Origin of the sequence: Thermococcus sp. (assembly GCF_026988555.1) — an archaeon.
Classification (GTDB): domain Archaea; phylum Methanobacteriota_B; class Thermococci; order Thermococcales; family Thermococcaceae; genus Thermococcus.
Map to the genome: position 1 here is coordinate 12,149 of NZ_JALSLB010000057.1, position 26,858 is coordinate 39,006.

The 26,858-nt window shown below is 54.9% G+C and carries 23 protein-coding genes, 1 tRNA gene and 1 pseudogene; 11 read left to right on the plus strand and 14 right to left on the minus strand.

Going from position 1 to position 26,858, the window contains the following annotated elements; genetic code table 11:
* Positions 1-31: 31 nt before the first annotated feature.
* The 4 genes from MVK60_RS09080 to MVK60_RS09095 all read left to right on the plus strand — a co-directional run bounded on the left by MVK60_RS09080 (position 32) and on the right by MVK60_RS09095 (position 3,923).
* Positions 32-679: a TIGR00153 family protein gene (locus MVK60_RS09080; RefSeq protein ID WP_297438671.1), complete on the plus strand. Its 648-nt coding sequence runs from the start codon at positions 32-34 to the stop codon at positions 677-679.
* A 13-nt stretch (positions 680-692) separates the two neighbouring features.
* On the plus strand, positions 693-1,607 hold the full coding sequence (locus tag MVK60_RS09085; protein ID WP_297438674.1) for a hydroxyacid dehydrogenase: 915 nt from the start codon (positions 693-695) through the stop codon (positions 1,605-1,607).
* Between the two features lie 196 nt (positions 1,608-1,803).
* Positions 1,804-3,075, plus strand: a complete 1,272-nt coding sequence (locus tag MVK60_RS09090) for an ATP-binding protein (RefSeq protein ID WP_297438631.1) — start codon at positions 1,804-1,806, stop codon at positions 3,073-3,075.
* Positions 3,072-3,923, plus strand: coding sequence for a fumarate hydratase (locus MVK60_RS09095; protein ID WP_297438633.1), 852 nt, complete (start codon positions 3,072-3,074; stop codon positions 3,921-3,923). The genes MVK60_RS09090 and MVK60_RS09095 overlap by 4 nt, the downstream gene beginning before the upstream one ends.
* On the opposite strand, the gene MVK60_RS09100 is transcribed toward MVK60_RS09095, so the two are convergent.
* From MVK60_RS09100 to MVK60_RS09115, 4 genes are all read right to left on the minus strand, one after another.
* Positions 3,913-6,213 (minus strand): ArsR family transcriptional regulator, encoded by a 2,301-nt coding sequence (locus MVK60_RS09100; protein ID WP_297438634.1) that lies wholly within the window; start codon positions 6,211-6,213, stop codon positions 3,913-3,915. The genes MVK60_RS09095 and MVK60_RS09100 overlap by 11 nt on opposite strands.
* Before the next feature lie 91 nt (positions 6,214-6,304).
* The gene (locus MVK60_RS09105) at positions 6,305-6,448 is read right to left on the minus strand and encodes a hypothetical protein (protein ID WP_297438636.1); all 144 of its coding nucleotides are present in this window, start codon (positions 6,446-6,448) and stop codon (positions 6,305-6,307) included.
* A complete protein-coding gene (locus MVK60_RS09110; protein ID WP_297438638.1) occupies positions 6,445-7,074 on the minus strand; it encodes a hypothetical protein in 630 nt (209 codons plus the stop codon). The genes MVK60_RS09105 and MVK60_RS09110 overlap by 4 nt, the downstream gene beginning before the upstream one ends.
* Complete coding sequence (locus tag MVK60_RS09115) at positions 7,071-8,693, minus strand: cysteine protease (RefSeq protein ID WP_297438640.1); 1,623 nt, start codon at positions 8,691-8,693, stop codon at positions 7,071-7,073. Before MVK60_RS09115 ends, MVK60_RS09110 begins: the two co-directional genes overlap by 4 nt.
* Before the next feature lie 103 nt (positions 8,694-8,796).
* On the opposite strand from MVK60_RS09115, the gene MVK60_RS09120 reads away from it, so the two are divergent.
* Positions 8,797-9,312, plus strand: a complete 516-nt coding sequence (locus MVK60_RS09120) for a FumA C-terminus/TtdB family hydratase beta subunit (RefSeq protein WP_297438642.1) — start codon at positions 8,797-8,799, stop codon at positions 9,310-9,312.
* On the opposite strand, the gene MVK60_RS09125 is transcribed toward MVK60_RS09120, so the two are convergent.
* Both MVK60_RS09125 and MVK60_RS09130 read right to left on the minus strand, forming a co-directional pair.
* Positions 9,284-10,582 (minus strand): NADP-dependent malic enzyme, encoded by a 1,299-nt coding sequence (locus MVK60_RS09125; RefSeq protein WP_297438644.1) that lies wholly within the window; start codon positions 10,580-10,582, stop codon positions 9,284-9,286. The genes MVK60_RS09120 and MVK60_RS09125 overlap by 29 nt on opposite strands.
* 1 nt (position 10,583) lies before the next feature.
* The gene (locus MVK60_RS09130; RefSeq protein WP_297438646.1) at positions 10,584-11,687 is read right to left on the minus strand and encodes an Ldh family oxidoreductase; all 1,104 of its coding nucleotides are present in this window, start codon (positions 11,685-11,687) and stop codon (positions 10,584-10,586) included.
* Between the two features lie 99 nt (positions 11,688-11,786).
* Here MVK60_RS09130 and MVK60_RS09135 point away from each other — a divergent pair.
* The 3 genes and pseudogenes from MVK60_RS09135 (at position 11,787) to MVK60_RS09145 (ending at position 13,560) form a co-directional block, all read left to right on the plus strand.
* A tRNA-Ala gene (locus MVK60_RS09135) sits at positions 11,787-11,864 on the plus strand.
* Between the two features lie 45 nt (positions 11,865-11,909).
* On the plus strand, positions 11,910-12,461 hold the full coding sequence (locus tag MVK60_RS09140; protein WP_297438648.1) for a hypothetical protein: 552 nt from the start codon (positions 11,910-11,912) through the stop codon (positions 12,459-12,461).
* A pseudogene (locus tag MVK60_RS09145) lies at positions 12,448-13,560 on the plus strand (M20 family metallopeptidase). Before MVK60_RS09140 ends, MVK60_RS09145 begins: the two are co-directional and overlap by 14 nt.
* Positions 13,561-13,573: 13 nt before the next feature.
* Here the strand turns inward: MVK60_RS09145 and MVK60_RS09150 are convergent.
* The 3 genes from MVK60_RS09150 to MVK60_RS09160 form a co-directional block, all read right to left on the minus strand.
* The gene (locus tag MVK60_RS09150; protein WP_297438650.1) at positions 13,574-15,496 is read right to left on the minus strand and encodes a S16 family serine protease; all 1,923 of its coding nucleotides are present in this window, start codon (positions 15,494-15,496) and stop codon (positions 13,574-13,576) included.
* A gap of 158 nt (positions 15,497-15,654) precedes the next feature.
* Positions 15,655-15,915 (minus strand): hypothetical protein, encoded by a 261-nt coding sequence (locus tag MVK60_RS09155; protein WP_297438652.1) that lies wholly within the window; start codon positions 15,913-15,915, stop codon positions 15,655-15,657.
* Positions 15,902-16,414 carry a metalloregulator ArsR/SmtB family transcription factor gene (locus MVK60_RS09160; RefSeq protein WP_297438654.1) on the minus strand — a complete coding sequence of 171 codons (513 nt, stop codon included), beginning with the start codon at positions 16,412-16,414 and terminating at the stop codon, positions 15,902-15,904. The genes MVK60_RS09155 and MVK60_RS09160 overlap by 14 nt, the downstream gene beginning before the upstream one ends.
* Before the next feature lie 174 nt (positions 16,415-16,588).
* Here MVK60_RS09160 and MVK60_RS09165 point away from each other — a divergent pair, with 174 nt between their 5' ends.
* The gene (locus tag MVK60_RS09165) at positions 16,589-17,080 is read left to right on the plus strand and encodes a ferritin family protein (protein WP_297438676.1); all 492 of its coding nucleotides are present in this window, start codon (positions 16,589-16,591) and stop codon (positions 17,078-17,080) included.
* Positions 17,081-17,087: 7 nt separating this feature from the next.
* On the opposite strand, the gene MVK60_RS09170 is transcribed toward MVK60_RS09165, so the two are convergent.
* From MVK60_RS09170 to MVK60_RS09190, 5 genes are all read right to left on the minus strand, one after another.
* Positions 17,088-17,666: a PH domain-containing protein gene (locus MVK60_RS09170; RefSeq protein ID WP_297438656.1), complete on the minus strand. Its 579-nt coding sequence runs from the start codon at positions 17,664-17,666 to the stop codon at positions 17,088-17,090.
* Positions 17,667-17,791: 125 nt separating this feature from the next.
* Positions 17,792-18,478 carry a hypothetical protein gene (locus MVK60_RS09175; RefSeq protein WP_297438658.1) on the minus strand — a complete coding sequence of 229 codons (687 nt, stop codon included), beginning with the start codon at positions 18,476-18,478 and terminating at the stop codon, positions 17,792-17,794.
* A complete protein-coding gene (locus MVK60_RS09180; RefSeq protein ID WP_297438660.1) occupies positions 18,475-19,710 on the minus strand; it encodes a DUF58 domain-containing protein in 1,236 nt (411 codons plus the stop codon). The genes MVK60_RS09175 and MVK60_RS09180 overlap by 4 nt, the downstream gene beginning before the upstream one ends.
* Positions 19,707-20,666 carry a hypothetical protein gene (locus tag MVK60_RS09185; protein WP_297438662.1) on the minus strand — a complete coding sequence of 320 codons (960 nt, stop codon included), beginning with the start codon at positions 20,664-20,666 and terminating at the stop codon, positions 19,707-19,709. The genes MVK60_RS09180 and MVK60_RS09185 overlap by 4 nt, the downstream gene beginning before the upstream one ends.
* Complete coding sequence (locus MVK60_RS09190) at positions 20,659-23,835, minus strand: transglutaminase domain-containing protein (RefSeq protein ID WP_297438664.1); 3,177 nt, start codon at positions 23,833-23,835, stop codon at positions 20,659-20,661. The genes MVK60_RS09185 and MVK60_RS09190 overlap by 8 nt, the downstream gene beginning before the upstream one ends.
* A 126-nt stretch (positions 23,836-23,961) precedes the next feature.
* Here MVK60_RS09190 and MVK60_RS09195 point away from each other — a divergent pair, with 126 nt between their 5' ends.
* Positions 23,962-24,753, plus strand: a complete 792-nt coding sequence (locus MVK60_RS09195; RefSeq protein ID WP_297438679.1) for a BtpA/SgcQ family protein — start codon at positions 23,962-23,964, stop codon at positions 24,751-24,753.
* Positions 24,754-25,424: 671 nt separating this feature from the next.
* On the plus strand, positions 25,425-26,774 hold the full coding sequence (glmM, locus tag MVK60_RS09200; protein WP_297438681.1) for a phosphoglucosamine mutase: 1,350 nt from the start codon (positions 25,425-25,427) through the stop codon (positions 26,772-26,774).
* Positions 26,775-26,858: the final 84 nt, after the last annotated feature.

A 26,858-nucleotide genomic window follows, 5' to 3' on the forward strand; every position in this document is an offset into this window, starting at 1 on the left:
GTCCTCTGAGTATCTAAACTGGGGGATGATCATGGGAATATTCGGTGGAAAGGAGAGCGATGTTTTCAAAGCCATCGACGATCACCTTCGGGTTGTGGAGGAGTCGTTGGTCGCGTTTAAAGCCCTGATGAACGCGTACCTCTCCGGTGACCTTGAAAACGCCAAGGCTTTTGAAAGGGAGGTCGGGGCGCTTGAAAGTAAGGCCGATGGTCTCAGAAGGAGCATAGAGACGATGCTTTACGAGGGGGCCTTCCTGCCAGCAAACCGGGGGGACTACGTGCGTCTATCCGAGCTTGTGGATCAGGTAGCGGACGCGGCTGAAAGCGCTGCCCACACGCTGATACTCGCCAAACCAAAGGTTTCCGATGAGCTGAAGGGGGAGATCCTCCGTCTCGTGAACTCCACGGTGGAGACATACCGGTTGCTGATGGAAGCCGTGAACGCACTCAACATCGACGTCGACAAGGCACTTGAGCTTTCTAAGGCGGTGGAGGATGCTGAAGAAGCCGCTGATGCGGTTGAGTATGACGTCAAGGGTAAACTTTTTGAGAGTGAGACTGTTACGACCTACGCTAAGGTGATCTGGAACCAGGTGCTCACCAAGGTGGGTGATATAGCCGACAGGGCGGAGGACGCCTCGGATCAGGTCATGCTCATGGCGATAAAAAGAAGGGGATGAGGTGATGGAGATGGTGAAAGTTCTTGTTGCGGCACCTCTGCACGAGAAGGCGATAGAGGTTCTGAAGAACGCCGGTTTTGAGGTTCTTTACGAGGAGTACCCGGATGAGGGGAGGCTCATCGAGCTTGCTGAAGACGTTGACGCTATTGTCGTCAGGAGTAAGCCCAAGGTGACTAGGAAGGTCATCGAGGCCGCCCCTAACCTTAAGGTCATCGGAAGGGCCGGCGTCGGTCTGGACAACATCGACCTTGAGGCCGCCAAGGAGAGGGAAATAAGGGTCGTCAACAGTCCCGCCGCCTCAAGCAGGAGTGTTGCGGAGCTTGTTCTGGCGATGATGTTCAACGTCGCTAGGAAAGTGTCCTTCGCTGATCGGAAGATGAGGGAAGGTGTCTGGGCCAAGAAGCAGTGCATGGGGATCGAGCTTGATGGCAAGACCCTTGGAATAGTCGGCTTCGGTAGGATAGGCTATCAGATAGCCAAGATAGCCAAAGCCCTTGGCATGAAAGTCCTGCTCTACGACCCCTACCCGAACGAAGAACGGGCCAAAGAGGTTGAAGGGAACTTTGTTGACCTCGAGACCCTCCTGGAGGAGAGCGATGTGGTTACTCTCCACGTCCCGTTAGTGGAGCAAACCTACCACCTCATCAACGAGGAGCGCCTTAAGCTCATGAAGAACACGGCGATACTAATCAACGCGGCGAGGGGAGCTGTTGTTGACACAAACGCTCTCGTTAAGGCCCTCCGGGAGGGCTGGATTGCCGGTGCCGGCCTGGACGTCTACGAGGAGGAGCCGCTCCCGAAGGATCACCCGCTCACCAAGCTCGACAACGTGGTTCTAACTCCTCATATAGGCGCCTCAACCGTCGAGGCCCAGATGAGGGCCGGCGTTCAGGTGGCGGAGCAGATAGTCGAGGTTCTGAAGGGATGATGCCCTCCTCTTCTTTATCCCGTTTCAACTTCTCTCAAATCTCGCCAGCATACCGGCAAAGTTCGCTGGAAAAGTTTACCAGTATAGTGGTACGATTTTGATGAGAAGTTTGCCAGTATAGTGGTAAACTTTATAGGGAGTTTGAACCAGTTCCCCCCATGAACGTTGAAGAACTCAAGAGAGTATTAGCTGATCAGTGGGTACCCTGAGCAGAAAGCTTGAGCGGGAGAACATCGTCGGGAGAGAGCTGAAGGGGAGGATCGTTGCTAACTTCAACCCAACGGCTCACATAATAACCGGGCCGAGGCGCTCCGGAAAATCCGTTCTCTCGGCAACCCTTCCCGGCAGACCACTCTATGTAAACTTTGAGGATCCTGCGATGGCGGGTTTCGCGATTGGAGACTATAGGAGGCTTATGCAGGCAGGTTACGAGCTTTTTGGTCAGTTTGATTACGTGGTTCTTGACGAGGTTCAAGAAGTCGAGGGCTGGGAAAGGATGGTTTCGGTTCTTAGGGACGACTATCCAACAGTCGTTACCGGGAGCAATGCCCGGCTTCTTTCACGGGAGTTCGCAACGTATCTGACTGGAAGATACCTGAGCTATACACTCCTGCCGTTCTCGTTCAGGGAGTTTTTAACGTACAGGGAAATTGAGCCGGATGTTAAGACAACGAGAGACGAGGCTCTGATAAAGAGGGCTTTGATTGAGTACATCGGGCGCGGTGGCTTCCCGGAGGCTCTGCACTTCGGCAGGGAGTACCTCATAAATCTCTACAACGATATCATCACGAGGGACGTGGTAGTCCGCTATGGCGTTAGAAACGTCCGCGAGCTGAAGGAAGTCGCCTTCTACCTCTTCTCGAACTTCGCCGGACGATTTACATACAGCAAGACAAAGAACGCCCTCGGAATCGGCAACATCGAGACGGTGAAGAACTACGTTGGGTACCTTGAATCCGCCTACCTGATTTTTGAGCTTCCCAAGTTCTCCTTCAAGCCCAAAGAGGTCGTGAGGAGCGATAAGAAGGTCTACGCAGTTGACACGGGAATGCTCAATGCGGTCCTTCCAAAGGTTTCGGAAAACATCGGTAGGCTCATGGAGAACGCCGTTTTCATCGAACTCCTGCGGTTCAAATATTACAGGAGACCCGGCCTTGAACTCTACCATTACAGAGACAGCAAGGGCGAGGTGGACTTTGTTGTTAGGGATAAAGGGGAGACCGAACTCATACAGGTTACGTATGCCTCGGGTGAGGACGAGGTAGCTTCAAGGGAAGTGGAGAACCTTTTCAGGGTTATGAAACTGTTCCGCGTGAAAACTGGGACGCTCGTGACGTGGGACTACTCCGGTGAGATAAGGCGAGACAACCTAACCGTTAAGGCTGTTCCGCTCTGGAGGTGGTTTTTAAATTTTCGCGTCAACCTTTTTAATCCCAAACGCAACTTTCAACAGGTGAATGCCAATTGATTGATGCCGTCGTCGAGGCGATAAGGCTGGCCGTCACGAGGATTCCCGATGATGTCGTTTTGGCCCTCAGGGAGGCTTACGAGCGAGAGGAGAGCAAAATAGCGCGCTTCAACCTCAGAAACATTCTCAAGGCCATAGAGATTGGTAAAATCGAGTCCATTCCCGTCTGTCAGGACACGGGCACGGTGACCTTCTTCGTCGAGGCCGGCGTTGAGAGTCCCTACCTCGGTGGACTCAGAGGCCTGCTCACCGAGGCTACGAGGAGGGCAACTCATGAGATTCCCCTCCGGCCAAACGCCGTCGACGTCCTTACCGGAGGGAACTCCGGCGACAACACGGGCAGGGACGTTCCCCTAATCCACTGGGAGCTTGTTCCGGGGGATGCGATAAGGATAGCCGTTCTTCCAAAGGGAGGGGGAAGCGAGAACTGCTCTGCTCTGGCTATGCTGATCCCTGGGGAGGGTTGGGAGGGGCTAAAGCGCTTCGTAGTCGAGCACGTTAAAGCCTGCGGCGGAAAGCCCTGTCCTCCGGTTATCCTCGGGATAGGTGTCGGTGGGGGCGCAGACCACGCCCTGCTCCTGGCCAAAAAGGCCCTGCTGAGAAAAGTGGGGGAGAGGAATCCCGACGGGAGAATAGCGAAGATCGAGGCCGAGCTCCTGGAGGAGGTCAACTCCCTGGGAGTAGGCCCGATGGGCATGGGCGGAAAAACAACCGCTTTGGACGTCAAGATAGAGGTCGCCCACAGGCACCCCGCGAGCTTCCCGGTAGGTCTGGTCGTCCAGTGCTGGGCCAACAGGAGGGCGTTCGTCGAGATAGAGCCCGACGGGAGTGCTGTGGTCAGGGGTTAGAATCTCTGGAAAGCCAGGAATTGACGTCTCTTTCGTCGAAGAGCACTGTGAGCTCTTCAAAGAGTCCCCTGTAGAGGTAGTCGTTGTCCCGGAGCTTTTCCAGGCCCGTTTCCAGGTATTCTTCCCCATCTTCCCCCCTGAGTTCTCTCAGGATTCCGATGAGTAAGTATGCCGTCCATCCCAGGGGGTAGTTCGTGCTCTGTGTTATCTCCGCCATTTTCTTAGCCTGGTTCTCGGCTTTTCCGTACTCTCTCAGCCCCATGAGGGACACCGTCAGCCTGAAGAGCGCGTCCAGAGCTCTGCGATAGTTTCTAACCCACAGGAAGTACTCAGCCGCCTTCCCTGCGTTGCCAGCGGCCTCGTTGAAGTTTCGGAGGTAATACTGGACTATACCCATCTGAAGGTACCCGAGGTTCATCATGAATGGGAGGCTGTAGGCCTTAGCCGTCTCAAGGCCCTCCCTGTAGTATGTCAGCGCCCGCTGGAGCTCGCCGAGCTCGACGTAGAGGTAGCCTATGTGGTAGAGGATCAGCGCCTCGAGTTCGGGATACGGCTCCGGGTAGCTCCTCACTGCCTCAAGCTCTTTGAAGGCGCTTTCTAGGGCCTTCTCGCGCTCCCTCTTGAACGTCCGCACCTTCGTGAGCTCGATGTAGTACCCCAGCTTGATGTACGGGTCGTCTCTGTGGCTTCTGAAAATTTCCTCGAGCTCACTGAGAGTCTCTTCCGCCAGTTCGATGTTTCCCATCTCACAGTGGACGTCGACGAGCATCATTAGGATGTCAAACCTGTGAAAGTCCCCTTCGATGCCCTCCAGGGCTTTATGCCAGAGACCCAGCGCCCTCTCGAAGAATCCTCTGTTGAAGTAGAGCCTCGCCATCTCCTTCTTTGCGTAGGGACTATCCTCCACCTTTCTGAGGAGTCTCATGTATGCCGTCGGAAAGTCCAGTGCAACCCTCCAGAGCCTTCTTATCCTCAGTTCGGTGATATCAGCTATCATCTCCTCGTCTCCCAGCCTGGTGACATACTTGAAGGCCGTTAAGAAATCCCTGGCGGTGTTTTTCTCCAGGAGATACGAGATGTACTCCCTGTAATGGCTCTTCTCATCAACCTCACTGATCTCCCTTATGAACGCCCTGAGGAGGTCATGGAGGTAATAGTTCTCGCCCTTTCTCTCCACGAGTCCCTTGTTCAGGAGGGAGTACAGGACCAGGAATGCACTTCCGTACGTCATCCTCTTGAGGGCCGGTAACTCCACGGGCTCATCGAACAGTGCCAGAACCTGGAGCACAAGCCTCTCCCTCTCGTCCAGCTTCTCGTATATCTCCCCCAGCAGGTATTCGAAGAGGGAAGCCCTGTCCCCAGCTACTTCCCGGGCCTCCGCGGCGAGGGCGAGGAGCAGGGGATGACCCAGGGTTAAGTGGTGTAACCTTACTGCCTCCTCGGGTGTTATGCCCGGTATCCTGAGACTCAAAAGCCTGTGAGACTCCTCGACTTTCAACCCCTCGAGGTGTATGAAAAGAACCCTCTCGTAATCCACCCGTGGTTTTTCCCTTGATATGAGGATGAGCTTTCCCCTCTCGACTCTGGAGGATAGGAACCGCAGGAACGACTCGATTTCACCATCGGTGCACTTGTGGACGTCCTCGAAGACGACGACTGAGCGTGTTTTCTCAATCCCCTCGAGAATCAGCCCCTTCATGGATTTGGGATCCCGTCCTCCGGCGCGCAGGTATTCGATCAGTTCAGGGAACCCCTTCATGTTCAGGTGGAGTGCCATCCGCCAGGCGATGTACTCAAGGCTCTCGCTCCCATCCATTGGATACCAGAAGGCGTCATCGAAGGCCCTTGCCACGAGGCTGGATTTCCCTATCCCGGCTATCCCGAACACGGCTACGACCGGGGAGCTCCCTTTGAGGAGTTTCAGTTCCTCATCCCTCCCGACGAAGTTATCCACCTCCGGAGCGCTGGATGCCGAGAGCGGCTGGGGGCGGTGGTAAACGGTCTCCCCCATAACCACCTTGACTCCCCCCGCTGTAAAACGGACGCTGAACTCATCGCACTTGAGGGAGTATAACTTGACGTTTCTGCCCCTCAGCCGAACCCACCTTCCCTCAACGATGCCCATCCTCTCAAGGCCCCTTAATCCTCTTGAGATCTGCGTTTCGTCCTTCTGGAGAAGCCGGGCTATCTCCCTTGTGTTCAGGGAGTCTGTCCTGAGGAGTGAGATTATCTGGAGGTTCGTCTCGCTGAGAATCGATTTCAGCACGGACACGTCGTTCGAAAAGTTCACGCAACCCTCTCCGGAACCGGTGGTTAACCCGCGGCCGGTTTTTAGTTTATTACGCTTTCAAAGTTTTTATAGTTGCCGGAAAATGGGCGGGTCATCCGACCCGCCCCAGGGCATCCTGAATCTCGGTCAGGAGGTACCTCTCCTCCGCCCGGAGAACCTTGACAACTGTTTCCCTGTTCACCCCCGTTTCCCTCGTTATGTAGTCCACCATCTCCCTCTTTATCTCCCTTATCATTCTCCTCCCCTCTTTAGGGGCACGTTGAGGAGAATCAGGCCGACGAGCGAGATGATCGCCAGGCCCAGGAAGGCGGGGTTTCTTCCGTTCTCTTTATCGGGAAGCTCATATCTGAGCATCCCACCGTCAATCCCCACGTTCTTTGCCCCATCCGGGAGGACTATCGTTGCGGTCTCGATGAGCCTCCCATCACCCCCTGAAATCGGCTGGACCAGGGTTAGGACCACCGTGTTCCCGTTCTGACTTGAGAGGGTCATGTCGCCGTCTCCGAGGTCAAGCTCCCAGTGGTCACCCCTGTTGATAGCCGCTCCGAGCATGGTGTACGTTGCTTTGACGCCGTTATTGGAGTCGTCCCATTCGATTTTCATGTCCCTATACTCGGTGTCGCTTCTCCTGTTCTCGAACTCCCTCCTCAGCATGTATGTGGTCGGGTACGTCTCCTTCATCTGGAGGTAGAGGTTGGGGGTGAGGTGCCATGCCTCCTCCACATGGGCGTTCCCCACGTTGTCCAGCGTAACTTTCATCGTTCCGTCTATCTTATACTCCACTATCTTGACCTCCCCCGCGACGAGGGGCGCCGCAAGGAGGAGCAGTATAACAAGGGTCACGATCGTTTTCATCTTCATCCCCCCAGGTTGAACGTTTCTACGATGTGTTCGCCCATCTGGTTGTACTCGCTGTTTCCGGCAGGGAAATCGTAGATAACGGCGAAGCCAACCCCGTTTGCCGTGAAATACCTCGCAGCGGCGGAGTATTTCCCGTAGTCCGTTCTAAGGCTATACGCTACCGCGTACACGCTCTGGCCCATCAAGCTCGCCTCGCCATCCTGGCGATCTGTTATCTCGACCCCTGCATCTACCAGGCTTCCCTCGAAGGCCTGGGCCATGTCTTCAACGCTTGCCCCCCGGGAGTAGAGAACAATAAACTCGAATTCCTCGTCGGGGCTCAGGAGATAGACGTAGCCGCCGTAGTCCTCCGGCGCGTCCCAGTTGGCCGGATAGTTGAATGAGAAATAGGTACCGTGGTAGGAGTCCCACCCACCGTTTCCGACATCATCTCCGCCGTTTCCACCTCCGGGGTTCCCTCCGTTTCCACCGGCGCCCCCGTTGTTTGCCCCGTTTTCACCCGCGTTGCCCGCTCCAGCGTTCAGGCCTATCCCCCACTTTGAGAGGATATCCGCCTCCAGGGATGGTAGCTCCGGCGGGACTATTCCGTTGGAGTGTTCCTCCGCGACGTCTATGATGTCGTGCGGGCCGTTCATTGCCATCTTCCAGCTCTTCTCCATGCCGATCTGGACAGCTTCCTGGAATGAAACCCCTTGGTTTATGGCGGTTGCCTCAACGGGTATTATGGCGCCGCTGGGCAGTTCTATCAGCGGAAAGGCGTGCCCTGGCATGAGGACTATGTACGCCTTGAGTCCCTGTGACATCGCCAGGGAGGCGAACCAGAGGGCCAGGTCCACGCAGGTTCCGCTCTTGTCCCGGATCACGTCCCTCGGAAACATTATGTGCTCTGCAAACTTGCCCGTCCAGTAGCCTTCTCCCTCGGTCTTGTAGGAGAAACCGTTTCTCACGGCGAGCTCCCACATGCCGCTGAGGCTTTTTATCGCCTCATCGTCGCTCAAGCTTGCCCCCGCTCCCCCGGCCAGCTTGTTGCCGAGGTCAGCGAATTCTCTGACAACGGGGTCACTTGGCGTTACCCACGCAGCAAGAAGCGGGGCGTTGCTGAAGGTGTCGTAGAAGCTCCCCGTGCTCTCTTCGGGGTTGAGCGAGGAAAAGACGAAGTCATTGGCTCCAAGTATTGAAAGGGGCTTTGTAACGCTCTCCTCTCTTGTTTCACCGTTCACCTCGTAGGTCACGGTTATACGTACGTTTGATGGGGTTGAGGCCGATAAACGGGTGACGTCACTCGAAAGGATGGGGTAGTAGAGGTCGACTATGGTTTCACCCGGCAGGAGGAGAGGGTATCTCCTCTCGGTCTCTGGAGCATAGTTGTCGATCGAATACTTTATCCGGATGTTCTTTATGGTTCCTTCTCCATCGTTCATCAGAACCGTCTTCGTCGCCCAGAAGTCGAGCTTCGGGTTGCCGTAAACCTTGTAGGCCCCGGACATTACCTGATCCTTTGAGTATACCTTGTACTCAAGCTTTCCCATGCCGTCCTTCTCGAAGGCCCCGGTGTAGCTGGCTATCGAGACCACGAGAAGAAGGACCAGCATCGCGGAAGTAACAACTTTGGCTTTCATGGAATCACCTAATTAAAAATCCGCGGGCTCGTACTTATGGGCTGGGTTTGACTCCACCTGCCAAACCCGAAACTGCTTTAAGGACTCCATATCAGGGCCTATTATGAGGCTGAGAACTCCCCTGCGAGAGAGGGACGTCCTGAATCTCAGGGCCGGCGAGGTCGTTTACCTCTCGGGGGAAATAGTTACGGCCCGGGATTTGGCACACAGAAAAATCCTTGAGCTGGCCGGGAAAGAGCTTCCCCTCAACCTTGAGGGCGCGGTAATCTACCACTGCGGGCCAGTCGTGAGGAAAACCAGCGGGGGTTACGAGATTGTCTCTGCAGGCCCCACGACCAGCGCGAGAATGAACCGCTACCTAGAGGGGGTTCTCTCCCTCGGCGTCCGCGGGATAATAGGAAAGGGAGGCATGGATGCCGGGCCGTTTAAAGGCCGAGCCGTTTACTTCGCCTTCACCGGCGGAGCCGGCTCCCTCGCGGCGAAGAGCGTAAAGCGCGTCGTTGACGTTCTCTGGCTGGAAGAGCTCGGTATTCCCGAGGCGGTGTGGGTTCTTGAAGTCGAGGACTTCCCGCTGATTGTGGCGATAGACGCTAACGGTAGCTCCCTCTACGGTCGTTGAGGGGTGCTATCTCCCGCTCGTAGAACTCCCTCCAGCGCCTCAGCCTCTCCTCCACCTCTTCCCCGCGCACGCGTATTCTTGCAACGTTTTCACGCATCGCTTCCTCTGCGACCGCTCTGGCCACCCTCGGGTGGACCTCCGGGTGGAAGGGGGACGGGATTATCTCCTCCTCGCTCGGCTCTATTACCGACGCCATCGCCTTTGAAGCCGCTATTATCATGCCGTCGGTTATGGTTCTGGCCCTGACGTCAAGTGCTCCCCTAAAAATCGCAGGAAAGCCGAGGAGGTTGTTCACCTGGTTCGGGTAGTCGCTCCTTCCCGTCGCTATTATCCTCGCCCCGGCTTTCTTCGCCTCCTCCGGAAGTATCTCGGGGGTTGGATTTGCCAGCGGAAAGACTATCGCGTCGTCGGCCATGAGCTCTATCCACTCCGGCTTTATAATGCCGGGTCCGGGCCTCGTGAAGGATATGAGCACGTCGGCGCCGTTTAGAGCTTCCACTGGGCCGCCCTCGATTCCCTCACCGTTCGTTTTGGAGAGCAGTTCTCCCCTGTGGGGAAAGAGTTCCTCAATCGGCAGGTCGGGGGTCAGGACCCTCGGCTTTCCATCGACCAGCTCCACAACCCTGACGTTCTCCGGCCTTACCCCCGCCCTGGTAATTATCTTCAGCGTCGCGAAGCCGGCCGCCCCGGCACCGAAAAGGGCGACGATTATCCCGTCCAGCCTCTTGCCAACGACATTGAGGGCGTTTATCAGCCCTGCCAGAACAACCGAAGCCGTCCCCTGCTGGTCGTCGTGGAAGACTGGAACCTCCAGCTCGCTGCGGAGCCTTTCGAGGATGTAGAAGCACTTTGGCGATGCTATGTCCTCAAGGTTTATCCCCCCGAAGGAGGGCGAGATGGCCTTGACGACTTCGATGAACCTCTCGGGGTCCTTCTCGGCCAGAACGAGCGGGAAAGCATCCACCCCACCAAAGGCCTTGAAGAGCAGAGCCTTCCCCTCCATGACGGGGAGTGCCGCCGAAGCCCCGACATCGCCGAGGCCCAGCACCCTCGTGCCATCGCTTACAACAGCGACCGTGTTGCACCTGTTGGTGTACTCGCAGGGGTCTTCTCCGTTTGCTATCGCCATCGATACCTCCGCCACACCGGGGGTGTAGGCGAGGCTGAGGGTTTCCTTCGTGAGGGGAACCTTGGGGATGAGCTCAATCTTTCCGTTTCCGGGGAAGTTGTCTCTGTGGAACTCGAGAGGGGTCTTTGCTTGTGTATCCATCTCAACCGCCTTCTTCCATGAGCTTCCCGGCCCCTGTTTCCATTCCTATCCTGTTGAGTTCCCTGAGGACCCCCAAGTAGATTGGGATGCCGAGTTTGAGCCTCGTCTCCATGGTCAGGAAACCTTTCTCCCCGTGCACCCATATCCTCTCAAAACGCGGATGTTTTTTCAATGCCTTTAGCTCGGATATCATGGATTCCATCCTCGACTTAAACTCCTCAACCGGGGTGAAGTTCTCGATCTTTATCGCCATGAAGAAGTGGTCGACCTCGCTGTTTCGCTCTTCGGTGTTCCCCACGTGTCTGCTCCACGTCCCGCCGCTTAGAACGCCCGTGAGAACGTCGACCATGAGACTGAGTCCGTATCCTTTGTGGCCGCCGAGGAGCTCGCCTAGACCCCCTAGGGGCAGCAGGGCGCCGTTGGAGAAGACATCCTTAACGTCCGTTGTTAACCTCCCCTCCCCGTTAATTGCCCACCCCTCTGGGATGGGTTCCCCCTTCCTCCTGTAGACCTCGAGTTTCCCTATGGGGACAATGCTCGTTGCCATATCCAGGAGAAACGGTCTTCCACGGGTGGGGGCCGCTACTGAGATTGGGTTCGTGCCGAGGAATCTCTCGACGCTTCCGGTGGGTGCAACGAGGGGACGGGAGTTCGTCATGCTGATTCCTATCATATCCCTCTCTGCGGCCATGAGGGAGTAGTAGCCCGCTATCCCGTAGTGATTGCTGTTCCTTACGGCGACTACTCCTATTCCGGATTTTTCGGCCTTTTCAATGGCGAGCTCCATTGCGAGCCTGCCCACAACCTGTCCGAGTCCTTCATCTCCGTCCACTAGGGCGTAACTCGGTCCTTCTCTCAAAACCCGTATTCTTGGGTGAACGTTAACACCGCCACTCCTTATCCCGTCCACATATCGTCTAAGCCTCTGGACCCCGTGGCTCTCAACACCCCTGAGATCTGCCATCACTAGGTTGTCTGCAACGATTTTGGCGTCTTCCTTCGGGATACCGATACTCTCGAGCACACGGCTCACGAACGAGAAGAGTCTTTCCTTTGGAACCCTCACGTAATCCCCATCCGGGGAACCCTTCTCATAGGAAGTCATCGAATCACCGGGTATAGTTTATGGTTAGGGGTTAAATACTTCTCCCCCGTGGAGACCAAAAGCTTTTAAAGTCAGGTCGAGTTCACTAATACCGGGTGTGGGCCGGTAGCTCAGCCTGGTATGAGCGCCGCCCTCGCAAGGCGGAGGCCGCGGGTTCAAATCCCGCCCGGTCCACCACAAATGTTTTTACGCTTATGTGTGATATCCTTTACGGGTGGTGCGATGGGATCTATTGAGGATTTCTTTGGATCCGGAGATTCCAGTGAGGTCGTTAAGAGCCTTTCCAGCTCATCGCCCAAAGCCATTTTGAGCTATCTGATAACATCATCGAAGCGCGTTTTGTCAATTTACGCTCTCATGAGGGATTCACTCCCTAAGGGATATGGCAAGGTGCGGTTTTCCAGATTCGTGGATATGAAGGGCAAGCAGGTTGAAAACCTGTGCAAAATTGCCTTGAAACTCTATCCTGAGGCTCTTTCCCATGACCTCCCCGAGGAAGTTCCAAACATATCGTTCTCGACAACTGGGGATTACCTGTCGACACTCAGAGCCGTTATTAGGATTGAGGGGGATCAACTGGATGCACTCAAAAATCTCGTCGGCAACGTTAGCGACCCTGACGTTCGGGCCATCATAGGGGATACCATTGAGAGTATAAAGAACATAGTTTCCCTTCTTTCTATGGAGATCCAGCGGGTTGAAAAGGCCGATAGCAGAGCGAAGTTTGCCGAGTTCGTAAAGGAGCTGGTCGGTGATAGGGATGGACGAATTTGAACTCCTGAAGAAGCTCGTATCAATTCCCTCGCACTTTGGAAACGAGGAGGAAATCTCGCGCTTTCTGGAGCTTTTCCTTAGAGAGCACGGTTTCAGCGTCGAGACCGTGGAGGTGGAGGGCTTTGGGAGCGACATAATCGCCCGCCTGCCAGGGTACGGTCCCACCGTTGTTCTCAACGGTCACATGGACACTGTGGGCCTCTCCGACGGTTGGAGGAAGAACCCCTGGGGGGAGCTTGAGGGTGACCGCTTCTACGGTCTAGGTAGTGCGGACATGAAGGCCGGTCTGGCAGCCCTTCTGGCGGCGTTCGTGGAGCTTGGCGAGCTTCCCAGAGACGAGAGGCCGAACGTTATTCTAACCGCGGTCGTTGATGAGGAGGGGTACTCCAGGGGAACGTGAAAATTGATCGAGGACAGGAAGCTGGACAGGGCGGACGTTGTCCTCGTTGCCGAACCGACGAACGAAACGCTTATGCTGGGGGCTCGCGGAAGGTTCGTGGTTCAGTTGGAGGCTTTCGGAAAGAAGGCTCATGCCGCCAGGCCTGAACTGGGGGTGAATGCCATTGAAGAACTCGGACGGTTTGTGGGAGCCCTTGGACGGATTCGTTTGAGGAGACATGGAAAGCTTGGGCGGGGTTCCTACTGCACGCTTCACATTGAAGGTTCCGCGGATGGCCTCAGTGTTCCTGACAGTGCTGTTGCCCTCCTGGACAGACACGTTGTGGTTGGGGAGGACTGGGATGGAGTGGTCACGGAACTCACGGGTCTGACGGAGAAGCTGGGGTTAAAATCGAACCTTCGGATCTCCCGGTTCCCCAGGCCAACCCCGGATATGCGTCCCTACGTTGTTAGGGAAAACAACCACTTTGTGAACCTCTTTAGGAAGGTTTATCGCCGTCTTTTTGGCTCCATACCGGACATCACGTACGGCAGGAGCGTGGGGGACTTCAACTACCTCGCGACCTACCTGGGGGTGCCCACGCTGGTATACGGGCCCGTTGGTAGAAACTGGCACTCCGCGGATGAATGGGTCGGCGTCGACTCCTTGAAGAGGGTTAAGAGGTTTTACGTTGAATACCTGAAGGCCCTCGCAGAATGAAAAATGGGGGGCCTCACATCTTCTTCCCCACGAGAGCCCCAAGGACGAAGGCGCCAACGGCTATGGAGATCCATAAAGCCTCGTTGTCTGCGTTTCCCCTGGTCTGGCCCGGAGTTGGACTTGGACTGGAGGTGCTGCTGGGTACGGTCATGGTTGGTAGCGGCGCCGGCGAGCTCGTGTTCGTTGAGGTCTCCTCGCCCTTTGGTGGGGCACTCAGAAAGAGCTGGGCGGTTTCCCTGGCGTACTGGTAGAATATCATCGCGGTCTGGAGGTCTTCGGGTTTTCCGCTCTTTTCATAGCTCTCAGCAAACTCATAGTACGCCACCGCAAGAACGGGTACTATCCCCTGCTCCTGGGCGAGTCCTATGGCGGTCCTGGCGTCCTCCTTCATGGTCTCGAGTTTGTCCATGAGGACCGTCTCGTTGTCTATACCAAGGGTATCCAGGAAGACCTCGGCCCTTATGCGGGCCTCCATGGCGGTGAACAGTGCCGCGGAGTACTTGCCGTCTTCGTAGTACTGCTCGGCTTTCTCTATCTCGTTGAGGAGGTCGTTCCCTATAACGTTGCCGTACATGGAGTCGATGTAGGTCACTATTAGGTTTGAGCTGTCTATGTAGTCCCTGGCTGTTGTCCTCACGACGTCCGGGTTTATGGTCTCCCCCTTCGCGAAGCGCTCACCCAGATTTTTCCAGAATACCGCCGTCTTGGCCCTTTCGTACGCGTAGGACGCGTCTCCAATGGCATCCCAGTAATCGTCGTTGTAGTAGTACTTCCACGCTTCGTCCAGTGAGCTCTTGGCGTCCTCCACCCTCTCCTGGGCGGCCGCCACCGCCTGAAGCATTGTGGTGCCCCGTATGGTGACATTCGAAACCTGGGTCTCGGTGGCGTTGATCTCCTCGTTGACCTCCTTTAGTACCCTTTCAACGTCTTCCCCGCTATTTATCCCGAGGTACCAGTCAACGTGTCTTATGATAATCCTCGCCTGGAAATCCTTGCTCAGTGTCGTGTAGTACATTCCATCGTCCAGCGACTCCTTGGAGGAGTTGAGGAGCGTCCCCGCCTGGGTCAGTGCGTTCATGAGCACACTGTACGTCTCGTAGTTAACGTTGCTGTTCCTGAGCTTCTTGAGGGTGGACTTGTAATAGGCACTTGTGTTGGTGTAGTCGCTCACGGCGTCGCCCTTGAGGAAGCTGGTGTTTATCCTGATGTTTCCCTTGGGGGTCGGTTTCTGGAGGTGGTGCCCCGTGAAATAGTAAACCGCGTCGTAGATGTCCTTGATCTCGATGACCTTTAATCCCCAGCGCTCTTTGGCGTACTGGGCCACGTCAACCTTCTCCGTTGTGCTGTGTATCTCAATAACCCCTCCGATCTCCGTTCTGTTGGTCTTTTGCACGTACTGAATTCTCTGTCCCTCAGGTATTAGAAACAGATCTGCGCCGGCTTGGTGGGCTGCTGAGGCCTTTTCAAGTATCCCACCAACCGGACCTATAGTTCCATCGGGGTTTATCATGCCCGTCATCATAACCTTGGGATTGAGCTTCCACCCCTCCAGTGCCGCGATTATTCCAACGGTCATGGTTCCACCTGCGGAGGGGCCTCCTATGATTGGTGAATCCGCTTTTATCTGAATAAAGACATCGTACTTGTCCATGTTCACCCCCAGCACTTTGCCCGCTACTTGGGCCGCTAACCTTGCGCTGGCCTGCATGTCAACCTGGGCCAGGGGCCATGTCTCCACGTAGATGTGCCCGCTTCCGGGTGCCACGGTTATGACGAAATCCGTTGCAACCCCTACCAGTTCTCCGGTTGAAGTTTTTGAGACTGCTGGGGCCTTGAGTATAACTGTGTGCCCTTCGGAGGGACATTGCGCTGCTGTGAGGGCCGCTGAAGATGCTATAAACAGAAGTACCAGTATTGATGCCAGTACCTTTCTCATACCTCCCCACCAGTTTTAGTTCCATTGGGGCTTAATAAATCGTTTGTGGTTCAACGCTCTAAGGTGTCTTCTTAGCCGGAGGGCCCGCTTAACCTGTGGTTTGGTACCCGGACCACCAGAAATGTGCTGAAATAGAGGTGTTATTATGTACGAGCCCTTCACCGCCGCCACAAGGCCAGGATAAACAGCAGGAGAACTAAGACCTCCAGTAAGTTTATAATCAGCCCGATATCTTTCTCTATGCCCCGTGAGATGGATAGGGCTTCTATCACCTTCTTTATCGCGAACAGCAGGAACGCGACGAGCAGGTACAGCGCCGCCCTCAGGTGGCTTTTTTTATACGCTATGAACGATACCCCGGCAAGGGTTAATGCTAGGAGCATGACGATCACAGTCATGAGGATCTCAATCATTCTCATCACCAAGGCTTGTGAGCATGTCTATTAGCCTATCCGCCAGTGTTTCCCATATACCCGGACGGTAGTTCCGGATGATGCGGGCTATCAGCTCCGGGTCGTAGTTTAGGGAGTATACCACTTTCTTCCCTTCCCGCCTGTCGCTCACCGTTCCGAGCTTTTTCAGCTCCCACATGTGGTAACTTACGGTGGGCTGGCTTATTCCCAGGGCGCTCGCTATTTCACTCTGGCTCCTCGGCCTCTCCATGAGGAGGAGCAGTATCCTCCTTCTGGTCTCAGTTGAGATGGCTATGACCAGCTTCTCGTACTCACCCTCAAATCCCTCTGGAAATATGTAGCGCCTCTTACCGAGCTTCCTTGAAAACACTTTCCCCTCCCTTTCAAGGACACGGAGGTGGTACTGAAGGTCTCCTATACCCAGCCCAAGTGCCCTGGCGAGCTCCCTGAACGTTACTCCAGGCCTGTGAGTTATGTAGTTGAGTATTTCACTCCGTCTCTCCATTTTGAACCCTTAACTTTAGTGGTTCATCAATCTATAGTTCTCCAGAGGGATGATGTTTCTCCTTTTTATAACCTCCGGTTCACCAGGCAATGGTTGAACGCTGAATGGCGGCCCTCTTTGAGTATATGGCAAAACGTATATATCTTGCGCGTTTAAATCCGTATGGTGGGGGGCATGGAGCTTGACATCGGGATCATTGAAGATATTGAGACGTTGCTTAAGAACCTTAACGGTTACGAGCTGTTGAGCTACGCCATCTGTAACGAGAGATGTGGGGTTGAGATATACGAATGGCTCGCCGAGCGTTCGAAGGGTCCGCTCGCTTCCGAGTTCCGCTACATTGCCGAGGAGAAGAGAAAGCATGCTGACATGATGGGGGAGCTGTTTAAGCGTCTTTACCCCGGTATGAAGCCCTTGGAGATGAACGCACCTCCCCTCGACACCCTTCCCCTGTGTGAGAAAATCATGGAAGCCAGAACCGTTGAGGAGGCCCTTGGTTTGGCCCTCCTGTCTGAGGCCCTTGGAAGGGACATCTACCGCAAGCTGCAGGGTATGACCAAAGATGAATCCGTGGCCGGCCTTTTCAGGGAGCTGTTCGCGATAAAGGAGGACACATACGAGCGGCTTCGTGCTATCTACAATCGTGTTGTTGAGGAATGGGAATGATCTGACCTCAGATCTTCTCCAGGAGCTTTTTTCTCTTCCCCTCGTACTCCTCTTGGTTGATGATGCCCATGTCGTAGAGCTCCTTGAGCTTCTTAAGCTGTTCCATCGGGTCATTATCTTTCTCCCTCCCGGTGGTGTTCTGATGAGCGGGCATGGTTCTCGTTATGAACTCCTTGGGCTTCTTGAGGATCCATGTTTCACTGGTTATTCCCTTGTTGACCCCTATAGAAACTGGTTCGATGGCTATCGAGTTGAGGGCATCTTTTATGGCGTTTATGGCTTTCCTGGCCTCTTCCTTGTTCATCCAGCCGAGCTTTAATGTTATATTTTCCTCACCCTCTATGATGAACTCGGACGACATGATACCCAGTTTAACCGTCACCCGCTCCAGTTTTTGATAGGGGATGGCCTTCAGGTCGTATCTTCCAAAGACCTTCTCATCAAGGTATATTATCCTGCTGTCCGTTACTATGAGCCATTTGGGTTTTTCAAGGCTCATCTTTTTCCGTATCCTAAAGAGAACCTGCTCGCTGGGTTCCAGGTGACGCAGAACATCCTTTGGGAGCTTTTCTTCTTCCCCATCCATTCACTTCACCTCTTTAAAAATGGCCGTGAGAGTATATTAACCTTCTTCCCTATACAGGATGAAGAGGGTTCCCCCATCGACACCCCTGGCGACGGCTTTTAACTCCCTTGTTATGCCCCATCTCCTTACCAGAACCTTTCTGGGGGCGTTCCCAACTCCATCTCAATCCTAGTGGGACTGATTCCCCATCCGGTTATAGGCACCTCCTTCCTCCCATCTCTGCATTCCACGGTTATGCTTCCGGGTCCTGGGTGGGTCTCAATCACAACGACAGCCCTTTTATACTGCTCCCCCTCTCTCAGCAAGATGAGGATAACCATCGTGAGGATCAGCAGGGGGATTAGCATTGGGCTGACGGTTATTCCGGTTCTCTCTGTTCCGAGAACCACCAGCCATCCAATAACGGTTCCTGCAAGCGCAACCAGCAGGCTGTATCCGGTAAAGGAGAGGTTTTCCCAGCCCGCTCGGTGCATAGTGTCATCGTGCTCAGCGGCTATCCCCAGCCCAATGAGGGTGATAAGGACTGGGAGGAAGACCTGTCCCTGGCTGCCGGCGGCCTTAATGAGGCCCTGGGCGATAGGTGAAATCGAAGGAAATGCCGTGGCGAGGAGGCTGGATGCCGTGATTGCGTAGGGGATGGTGTAGAGAATTGTGGCGACCCACACAGTCCGAAACGCCGAGAGGGTGACCATGAAAATCCCAGCTAGTAACAGCACCGTTCCGAGTCCGGCGACTGCACCCCCGATCTCCCAGTACCCATGCCCCACAATGACTGCGGCGAGGGACGCCAGCAGAAAACCCGATACTCTCATACGATCATCCCCAGCACGATGGAGGCCATATCCCCGGCGCTTGCAGTCCCGGTATTCCACATCACGACCCTGCTTCCATGACCTATCAGCACCTTTTTGATGGCCTTTCTTTCGAGATTCTCCAGGGTGCCTGTTCCGGTGCCCCGGTCTCCCGTGATGTCTACGATTAGAAGGGGAGTACGCGAGCGGTACATGCCTTTTAACGTGTAGACCCCCCGTTTAAGACCGACCTCTCTGAAGGGGTTTACGCTGGTTATCAAGAGGATCCTGGGCGAATAATGGGTTATCTGGTCAGCAATGCTCTTTACTGCTTCGTCCAGTCCTTCCCATCTGGAATAGCCACCACCTTGGGAGGTCATCTCGTGGATTATCCTCCTGAGGTGCTTGGAGCCGGATGAGGGCAGTATGAACCTTCCCTTTCCCAGTAGGTAAAGTCCCACGTGATACTCGTTTTCCAGGAGATGCCCAGTCAGAAGGGAGACAAGTTCAACGGCCCGTGAGTACGTACCACCCACGCGCCCCGGTTCCGTGTCGGGATTGGCATCGATTATCATCAGTACCGTACCCCTATTCTCCCTCTCGTATTCGTTTGCCATAACCTGCCCCATTCTCGCAGTGGCCTTCCAGTTGATGCTCTTCACAGAGTCCCCCGGTTGATAGCGCCGTACTTCCCTGAAATCCATTGAGAGGGCCCCCCTTAGGGCGGTTGCGCTCCCCGGGACGCCACGTTGGTTTAGGCCCTTCCCGTGCATGGTGAGAACGTTTGCGGGAAAGCTGATGTTTAATACGCTCTCGTTTCCGTAAACTCCCCAGGAACTTCTTATGCCAAGCGGGTTTAATGACAGTGCTTCCGTTTTGGGTATCACCAACTGCCCCCACGCCTCCGCCTTGAGTCGGTACTTGACTGTGGTCTTCAGTGGTCTGGGCCCCTTGAACAGAAGCCACCGAGGTTCGTCCTGTGGCACCAACCCTGGATGGGGAATCTCCCGGAGCACGATGAGCCCGATTCCTTTCGTCGCTTTTACCCTCAGCGAGATCTCTATCTCCTCCCCTAGTCCCACGTTTCTATCCGGGAGTGTCCTCTCCACGGATATCCCCTTTGGAGGCTCTAGGAGAAATCCGAGGGCGAGCACGGTTAGAGGCACCACCGCGAGGACCACCATCCCGGGTAGCATGAAAAAGACTCCCATCACAACGGCCCAGAGGGCGTAACCCACCAGCCGCCTTCTCATCCCCCTCCCTCCTTCAGCATGAGGTCTATTTCCCCGAGGACTTCTTCCACAAGTTTCTTTCTGCGCTCAACTTCCTTAAGGGCGTACCTTTTCTTCAACCAGCGTGGCATCAGTCTTGGTACGTCGGTTTCTCGGTAATCTTCGATCTTGGAGAGCGCTCGTTTCAACTCTTCCCTTGTGGAAAGGGCGTCCCGTCCGTAGTACGCCATGTACGATATCAGATCCGTTTTCCGCCCCGTTAGTACGAACTTCCTTATGGCTTCCTCCCCCCAGGTTGAGGTCATCCCTGGACCGTCCCATCTGGAGTTTATCTCTTCTGGGTGCTCTCCTGGGATGAAGGAGTATGCCCACGCCGCTACGATTATCGTTGCGCAGGTAAGGACCAGCCACCTGCCGTAGAACGCCGTTGATGGATACTCTCTCATGAGCCGTCCGCTGAAATCGACGTATAGTCCAGCAAGACCCCCGAGAACCCCTGCGGGGATTATCGATGCGTCCGCTTTTGGGCCCCATTCGTATGATTTTGCGTACTCGGCCACCGTGTAGGATACCAGGAACGCCGCCCCCGCGTACAGAAATGTTTCCTTAACGACGACCACAGCGGGCACCGTGGATACTCCCAAAAGTAAAACGGCAACTCCAAGCCCCCGAACGAGCCGTTCTGCCCCCGTACTTGTGGCGTTGTCTGCAACAGCCATCCCAACTGCCGTCATAACTGCCGCAGTTTGGAGCCGGAAGCTTTCCCAGGGGAGCAGTGCAACCGCCAGGATTATCCCGATCCACCTTAGGGCGCTACCCCTCTCATGTCTCCCTACCATCTCGGAGAACACCAGCAGCAGCCAAAGAACTATGAACGCCCGCAGTGCCCCCTTCAGAATAGAGACATGTTCAATGATGACGTAAACCACCCCAAGCCCGCCGGTGTAGACGGTAACCCTCCCCAGTCTCTCATACATAACACTCGCCCCTCACCGTCCTTCTGAGGATGTGGTAGAACTCGATGAACTCCCTTCTCGTGATTTTTTCCCTTCCGTATCTTGCACGTTCGAAGGTCTTCGTTAAAATCTTCAAACTACCCCTTCCCTGCAGGGAGTGATTCAGGGCCAGGAGAATCTCTCTGGGTGTTTTATCCATCGTTCTCACTCCAGTTGACTCAACCCACCTGAGGAAGCACCCCTCGTAAAGCTCGGCTATCCCGTGATTGTACCTCGCCACCACTCTAACCCTTGCCCGTCCTCTGTCCTTCCCACAGACCGCCTCTATTCCGTGCTCCCCCACTCCCAGCTGGGTTTGGAACCTCCTTCCCGTTCCTAAGAACTTTCCGTTCACGTACACCTCCGCTTCACAGTTTGTCTCAAACTCCACGGTCTCTCCCTCCTCGAAGAGGGGAACCCCGTCAGGAAAGACTATTGCCACACCTCCCCCCGTTCTGGTCGCGTTCCGCGTTCTCCTACGTGCTAGAATAAGGAGGGCGGATATCACGGTCGGTACGATTAGGTATTCCCAGTGGGTCCCTTCCCCCTTTACGCTCAGAATCCCCATCATCTTCGCCGGGAGGTAGTATCCTGCCCCCGAAAACGTCACCGTTATTGTTAGGTTCTTTTCGTGCCTCCGCAGGGGGACATTGAAAACCGCTATTCCTGAGCCGTTGGTTATGGAGATAAGGCCCTCTCCATTGGCCTCTGCATTCAATGTGACCCCGGCGATCGGCCTCCCAAGGCCGTCCGTTAAGAGGACGGGCACTTTTATAACATCCCCCCCATGGATGGTTGTGTTCAACAGCCGTATTTCGGTCGGAGAGAGGACGGTGAAGTTTAGACTCCCTAGGAGGGTTCTGCCCCAGTACACGCCAATTGTCTGTCTTCCAACTTCCCGTAGGGGCCCCAAATCCGCGCTGAAGGATCCCCCTTTAACCGTTACGTTGCTGCCCTCCCCGGACGCCGTCAGTATCCTCAGCACTCCATTTCCAATACCATCCACGTAACCCTCGAGCTTCAATTTTTTCCCAAGAAGGGGTCGGTTGACGGTTCTGACCTCTACCCTAACTGCGATAACGGTAACATCCGCCGTTGTCCCCTGATATTTTTCATTTCCCCCGTACCAGATCCTCAGGGTATGCATTCCGGGTTTCCTCAAGGTTAGGGCTATCTCGAACCTCCCGTTGATGGCCGTGACGTTCCCCAGAGGTTTTCCATCGAGGTAGTACGTGAGGTTCCCCTTTATCGGGCTCCCGCTCCCGCTGTGTAGGGAGCCTCCGAGAAATGCCGGGCCTGCCGTAAAAACTACCTCCTTCTGGATGGAGATTCGAGATGTGCCGCGCACGTAGACTTTTAGGGGTACGAAGCCCTTCATAACTGGGGAACCCGCAACTGGGATGTAGTGGACGTTGATCGTTCTGTAGCCAGGCGAAACGTCCGGGGGTATCCTACAGTTGAGGAGGAAGGACCCGTTTCTAACTCTCCCTGTCCCCACAACGTGTAACCTGCCCCCATATGTTAGAGTGGCGTAGACCTCGCCCCCATCGGTGTCCGTTGAACCACTCAGTACCAGTGCCCTCCCCGCGTCCACTGTACTTCTCTGCGAGAAGACCATAAGGTTCGGTGGCGTGATGATCCTCATCGGGAGGAACAGGATGTATGTGCCGTTTGCGGTCGAGGCCTTTACATTGAAGATGTACCATCCATGTCTGGTCCTCCATGGGACGTTTAGTATCAGCGTGGAGTCAAATGTCCCCGTGCCGTTCGCTGGTGTCAGTGTCCAGGGGAAGGGAAGCCTCGCATTGTTAAACGGAGCACTGACCATAAGATGCGTGTCCGTCGTTCCGTTCACGTGCACCTTCAGACTCCGTGCATTGCCCGGTGTCAACTGTAGCAGATACCTTTCCACCGTCAGCCGGGGCCTCCCTGGGGCTTCCAGCCAGGCGGTGGTCCACTCGCCCATGGGGGTGCCGTTAACCTCCACTGACCCATCGATTATTATGGAGTACATCCCGGGAGACTGGAACTTTCCTAGGTTGATCGTGTGCTCTCCGGCTCCCAGGGTGGTTTGAAACCACCCTTTGGGACTTCCCACGGTCAGGGTGATGTTCCCCTCCACGGCAACGTTCTCCACCGTCAGGTTTACTTTTGCAGTGTCGTTTGGGTTCAGCTTCTGTACCCGTGGATTCACGCTCATTTCGAAGGGTCTGAAGACGTTTGGATCCTCCCCGGAAAGCGGGTCAAAGGTCAACCATCCGGCACCATTGAAGTAGACCTCCGCCCAGAACCACCTGTTTTTTTCGGTGATGGTCTGTGGGAAAGGGAGGGCTTTTATTCTGATACCCTCAACGAGCCTAGCTGGGAGCCCTATTTCCCTCGCCAAGATGACAAAAGCAGCCGCGAAGTCCTCAGATTCCCCTCTTCTGGTTCCAAAGAGGAATTCCTCAACAGGCACGCTGGCCCTGGGGTATCCTGCGCTGTAATTGTAGCTGTCCCTCAGGTACCTGACTATTGCCTCAGCCCGTTCGTAGTCGCTCGTGAGGTTGGACGTTATCCTTTCGGCGAGTTCCCTCAGTCTTTCGTCCGTGGGGGCCCTGAGGTAGCGCGGGATTTCGGGGGCGGTCAGGTTTATCAGGACGTATGGGTCGAATGTGTACTCGAAGCTACCAAAGGAGTAATTACTTACACTGCTGTTTGTGGAGAAGATTCCAGTCTCGACGCACCACTTTGAAGGAACGCTGAGGTTGAATGAATAGATGGCCGTGTAGATGTTCCCGGTCAATGGCGAGGACAAGACCACAGTTATCCTGTCCTCCTGAGTATGGTGGGGAACCGTGGGGATGAAGGGCCGTGCACGCGACCCACCTTCCCTTGAGAAGTTGCCCTCAACCCACTTTCCATCCCGGTAATCAACGTAAACCCTCAGTCTAAGGTAGTGGGTATGGGAGGCACCGGTTACTATCAGGCGGAGCTGGGAGCTCCCCGGTTCGTTTCCTACCGGGCCGCCTCCATGTTCGCCTGAGAGTAGGGATTCAATGCTCTTCGTTCCGGGCGGTGGCTTTCTCATTGGAGAGCTGAGGGCACCTGCAACGAGGAGTGCCGATAGAACGATGAGAAGGACAAACCTAACGTATCTTCCGTCCGCCATCTCCGGCCCCCGGTTTAATTAGGAATACATCCAGGAATTATATAAGGGTTCTCTTACCGGGGCATCCAGCATAGGTGGTTTGAGAATGCAAACTTTAATACCTGAGTCGTCTAATAGGTAACGGTGATGCTTACGGAGTTTGAAAGAAAGCCCCTCATAGGCATGGTCCACCTGCGGCCCCTCCCAGGCTCGTACCTCTACGACGGGAACCTTGATGGCGTGATCGAGTCTGCCCTACGGGACGCGAAGACCCTCGAAGAGGCCGGATTCGACGCTATAATGGTCGAGAACTTCGGCGACGTCCCATTCCCGAAGTACGTTGACAAGACTACCGTCGCAGCCTTCACGGTGGTGGCGAAGGAGGTTAGGGACGGGGTGAACCTTCCCGTTGGAATTAACGTCCTCCGCAACGACGGGATAGCCGCCTACTCCATAGCCTACGCCCTCAAAGCGGACTTCGTAAGGGTGAATGTGCTGAGCGGTGTAGCTTACACTGACCAAGGCATCATTGAAGGGATTGCCCATGAGCTGGCAAAGCTGAGAAAGCTTTTGCCAGGCAGAATAAAGGTTTTTGCCGATGTGCATGTCAAGCACGCGGTTCACTTCTTTGACTTCGAAGGTGCCATGAGGGACACCGTTGAGAGGGGTTTAGCCGACGCAATTGTCGTCAGCGGAAAGGCCACTGGAAAACCCGTTGACATGGAAAAGCTCGCCCTAGCTAAGAGAATCTCGCCCGTTCCTGTCATAGTGGGCTCCGGAACGGGCTATGACAACTTTCCTGAGCTCTGGAAATACACCGATGCTTTCATCGTGGGCACGTGGATCAAGCGCGACGGAAAGGTCGAGAACGAGGTCTCGCTTGAGAGGGCAAAGAAGCTCGTTGATCTTGCGAAAAAACTTCGGGGGAATGAACTTTAGATTTTTCAATTTTAAATTTTCTTTTCCGAAAGGCTTATTATCCAAGAATGCGTAACATCTTGTCAAGCCCAGGTTACGTTTTCTCTTTGACCGGGGTTTGAGGAACTCCCGCTCTCTCGGTGGTTCCGTTGGGATAGGGACTGCTTCCACCACTGTCCCGTGTCATGTTATCCCGACCAGAACGAAAACATGGGCTGTAACAACACATCAATCTGGGATGGAATATCTGACTGATGCCCGGAGCGGATGTTATACTCAACCGTGCAAGATGCGGAATTCATTGTTGCTGGGAAAGCGGGCGGAAAAGTCTACCCGGCGAGGGTTCCCGTGGATATGGTTCTGGAGGATGAGCCTGTTCATCAGATGTCTGAGGGCTCATTGCCATTGCTCGCTTTTCCAAAAGAAACAAAAACGCCCAGGAATCCCGGTTCAGCACAAGCTGGAACATCTAAAGACAGTGGTGTGGAAATAACTTCACCTACGGGCCGGGAATGCTCGTGCTCCCTGCGGTTGATCCCGGTGGTTTTATCTCAGGTGGAGGAAACGATGTCATTTGAATTACACTTAAGGTTCACATTCTCTCCCTGCCTGGGAGGTGATGGCGACCTTCGGGTCGTAAGGATTATATCCTCCTTTCTCAACTTTCCCCCATCGCTTTAAGGGTGATGCCCATGGGAAAGTACTTTGGAACGAGCGGAATTCGAGAGGTCGTCAGCGAAAAGCTAACCCCCGAGATTGCCCTCAACGTTGGCAGGGCCCTGGGAACATACCTAGAAACCGGAACGGTCGTCGTTGGCATGGACACAAGGACGAGCAGTGAACTCCTTAAAAACGCCGTTGTAAGCGGTCTTTTATCGGCGGGGATAGGTGTCATAGACATAGGGCTGGCTCCAACGCCGCTGACGGGTTTCGCGATAAAACTATACGGGGCGGACGCTGGTGTCATGGTGACCGCCTCTCACAATCCACCCCAGTACAACGGGATAAAGGTGTGGCAGGCCAACGGGATGGCTTACACGCCCGAAATGGAGAACGAGCTTGAGGAGATCCTCGAATCCGGGAACTTCAGGAGGGCCCCTTGGAACGAGATTGGAAGGCTCAAAAAGGCCGATCCAAGGGGGGAGTACATCAAACAGGCCCTCAGGATAGTTCAACTTGACGATTCTTATAACGTTGTCATCGACGCCGGTAACGGCGCCGGGTCGATTCTCAGCCCCTACCTTCAGCGCGAACTTGGAAACATCGTCATCTCCCTCAACTCTCATCCTACGGGCTTCTTCGTACGGGAACTGGAACCGAACGCGAGGAGTCTGTCTGCGCTGGCGAAAACCGTTAGGGCAATGAAGGCCGACGTCGGCATAGCCCATGACGGCGACGCCGACAGGATTGGTGTCGTCGATGATACCGGCAACTTCGTGGAATACGAGGTCATGCTCTCGCTCATAGCCGGCTACATGTTGAGGAAGTTCGGTAGGGGCAAGATAGTTACCACCGTCGATGCCGGCTTCGCCCTGGATGACTACGTCAGGTCGCTCGGCGGTGGGGTCATCAGAACGCGTGTTGGCGATGTTGCCGTCGCGGACGAGCTGGCCAAGCACGGCGGGGTATTCGGAGGCGAGCCGAGCGGAACCTGGATAATGCCCCAGTGGAACCTCACCCCCGACGGCATCTTTGCCGGTGCTCTCGTACTTGAGATGATCGACGAACTAGGCCCGCTGAGCGAGCTGGCAAAGGAGGTTCCGCGCTACGTAACCCTTCGCGCCAAGATACCCTGCCCCAACGAGAAGAAAGCTAAAGCAATGGAGATCATAGCGAGGGAGGCACTTCAGAGCTTCGACTACGAGAGGCTCATAGACATAGACGGCGTCAGGATTGAGAACGATGACTGGTGGATTCTGTTTAGACCGAGCGGGACGGAGCCGATAATGCGCATAACCCTTGAGGCACATACGGAGGAGAAGGCTAAGAAGCTGATGGAGACGGCGGAGGGGCTGGTGAGGGGAGCAATAAAGAGGGCCTAACCGACGAAGTGAGTTTGTTTTAACCTTCTTGCAATCTATTTCTTGAACCGAAATATATATATATACCCCTTAAAGTTCTAATAA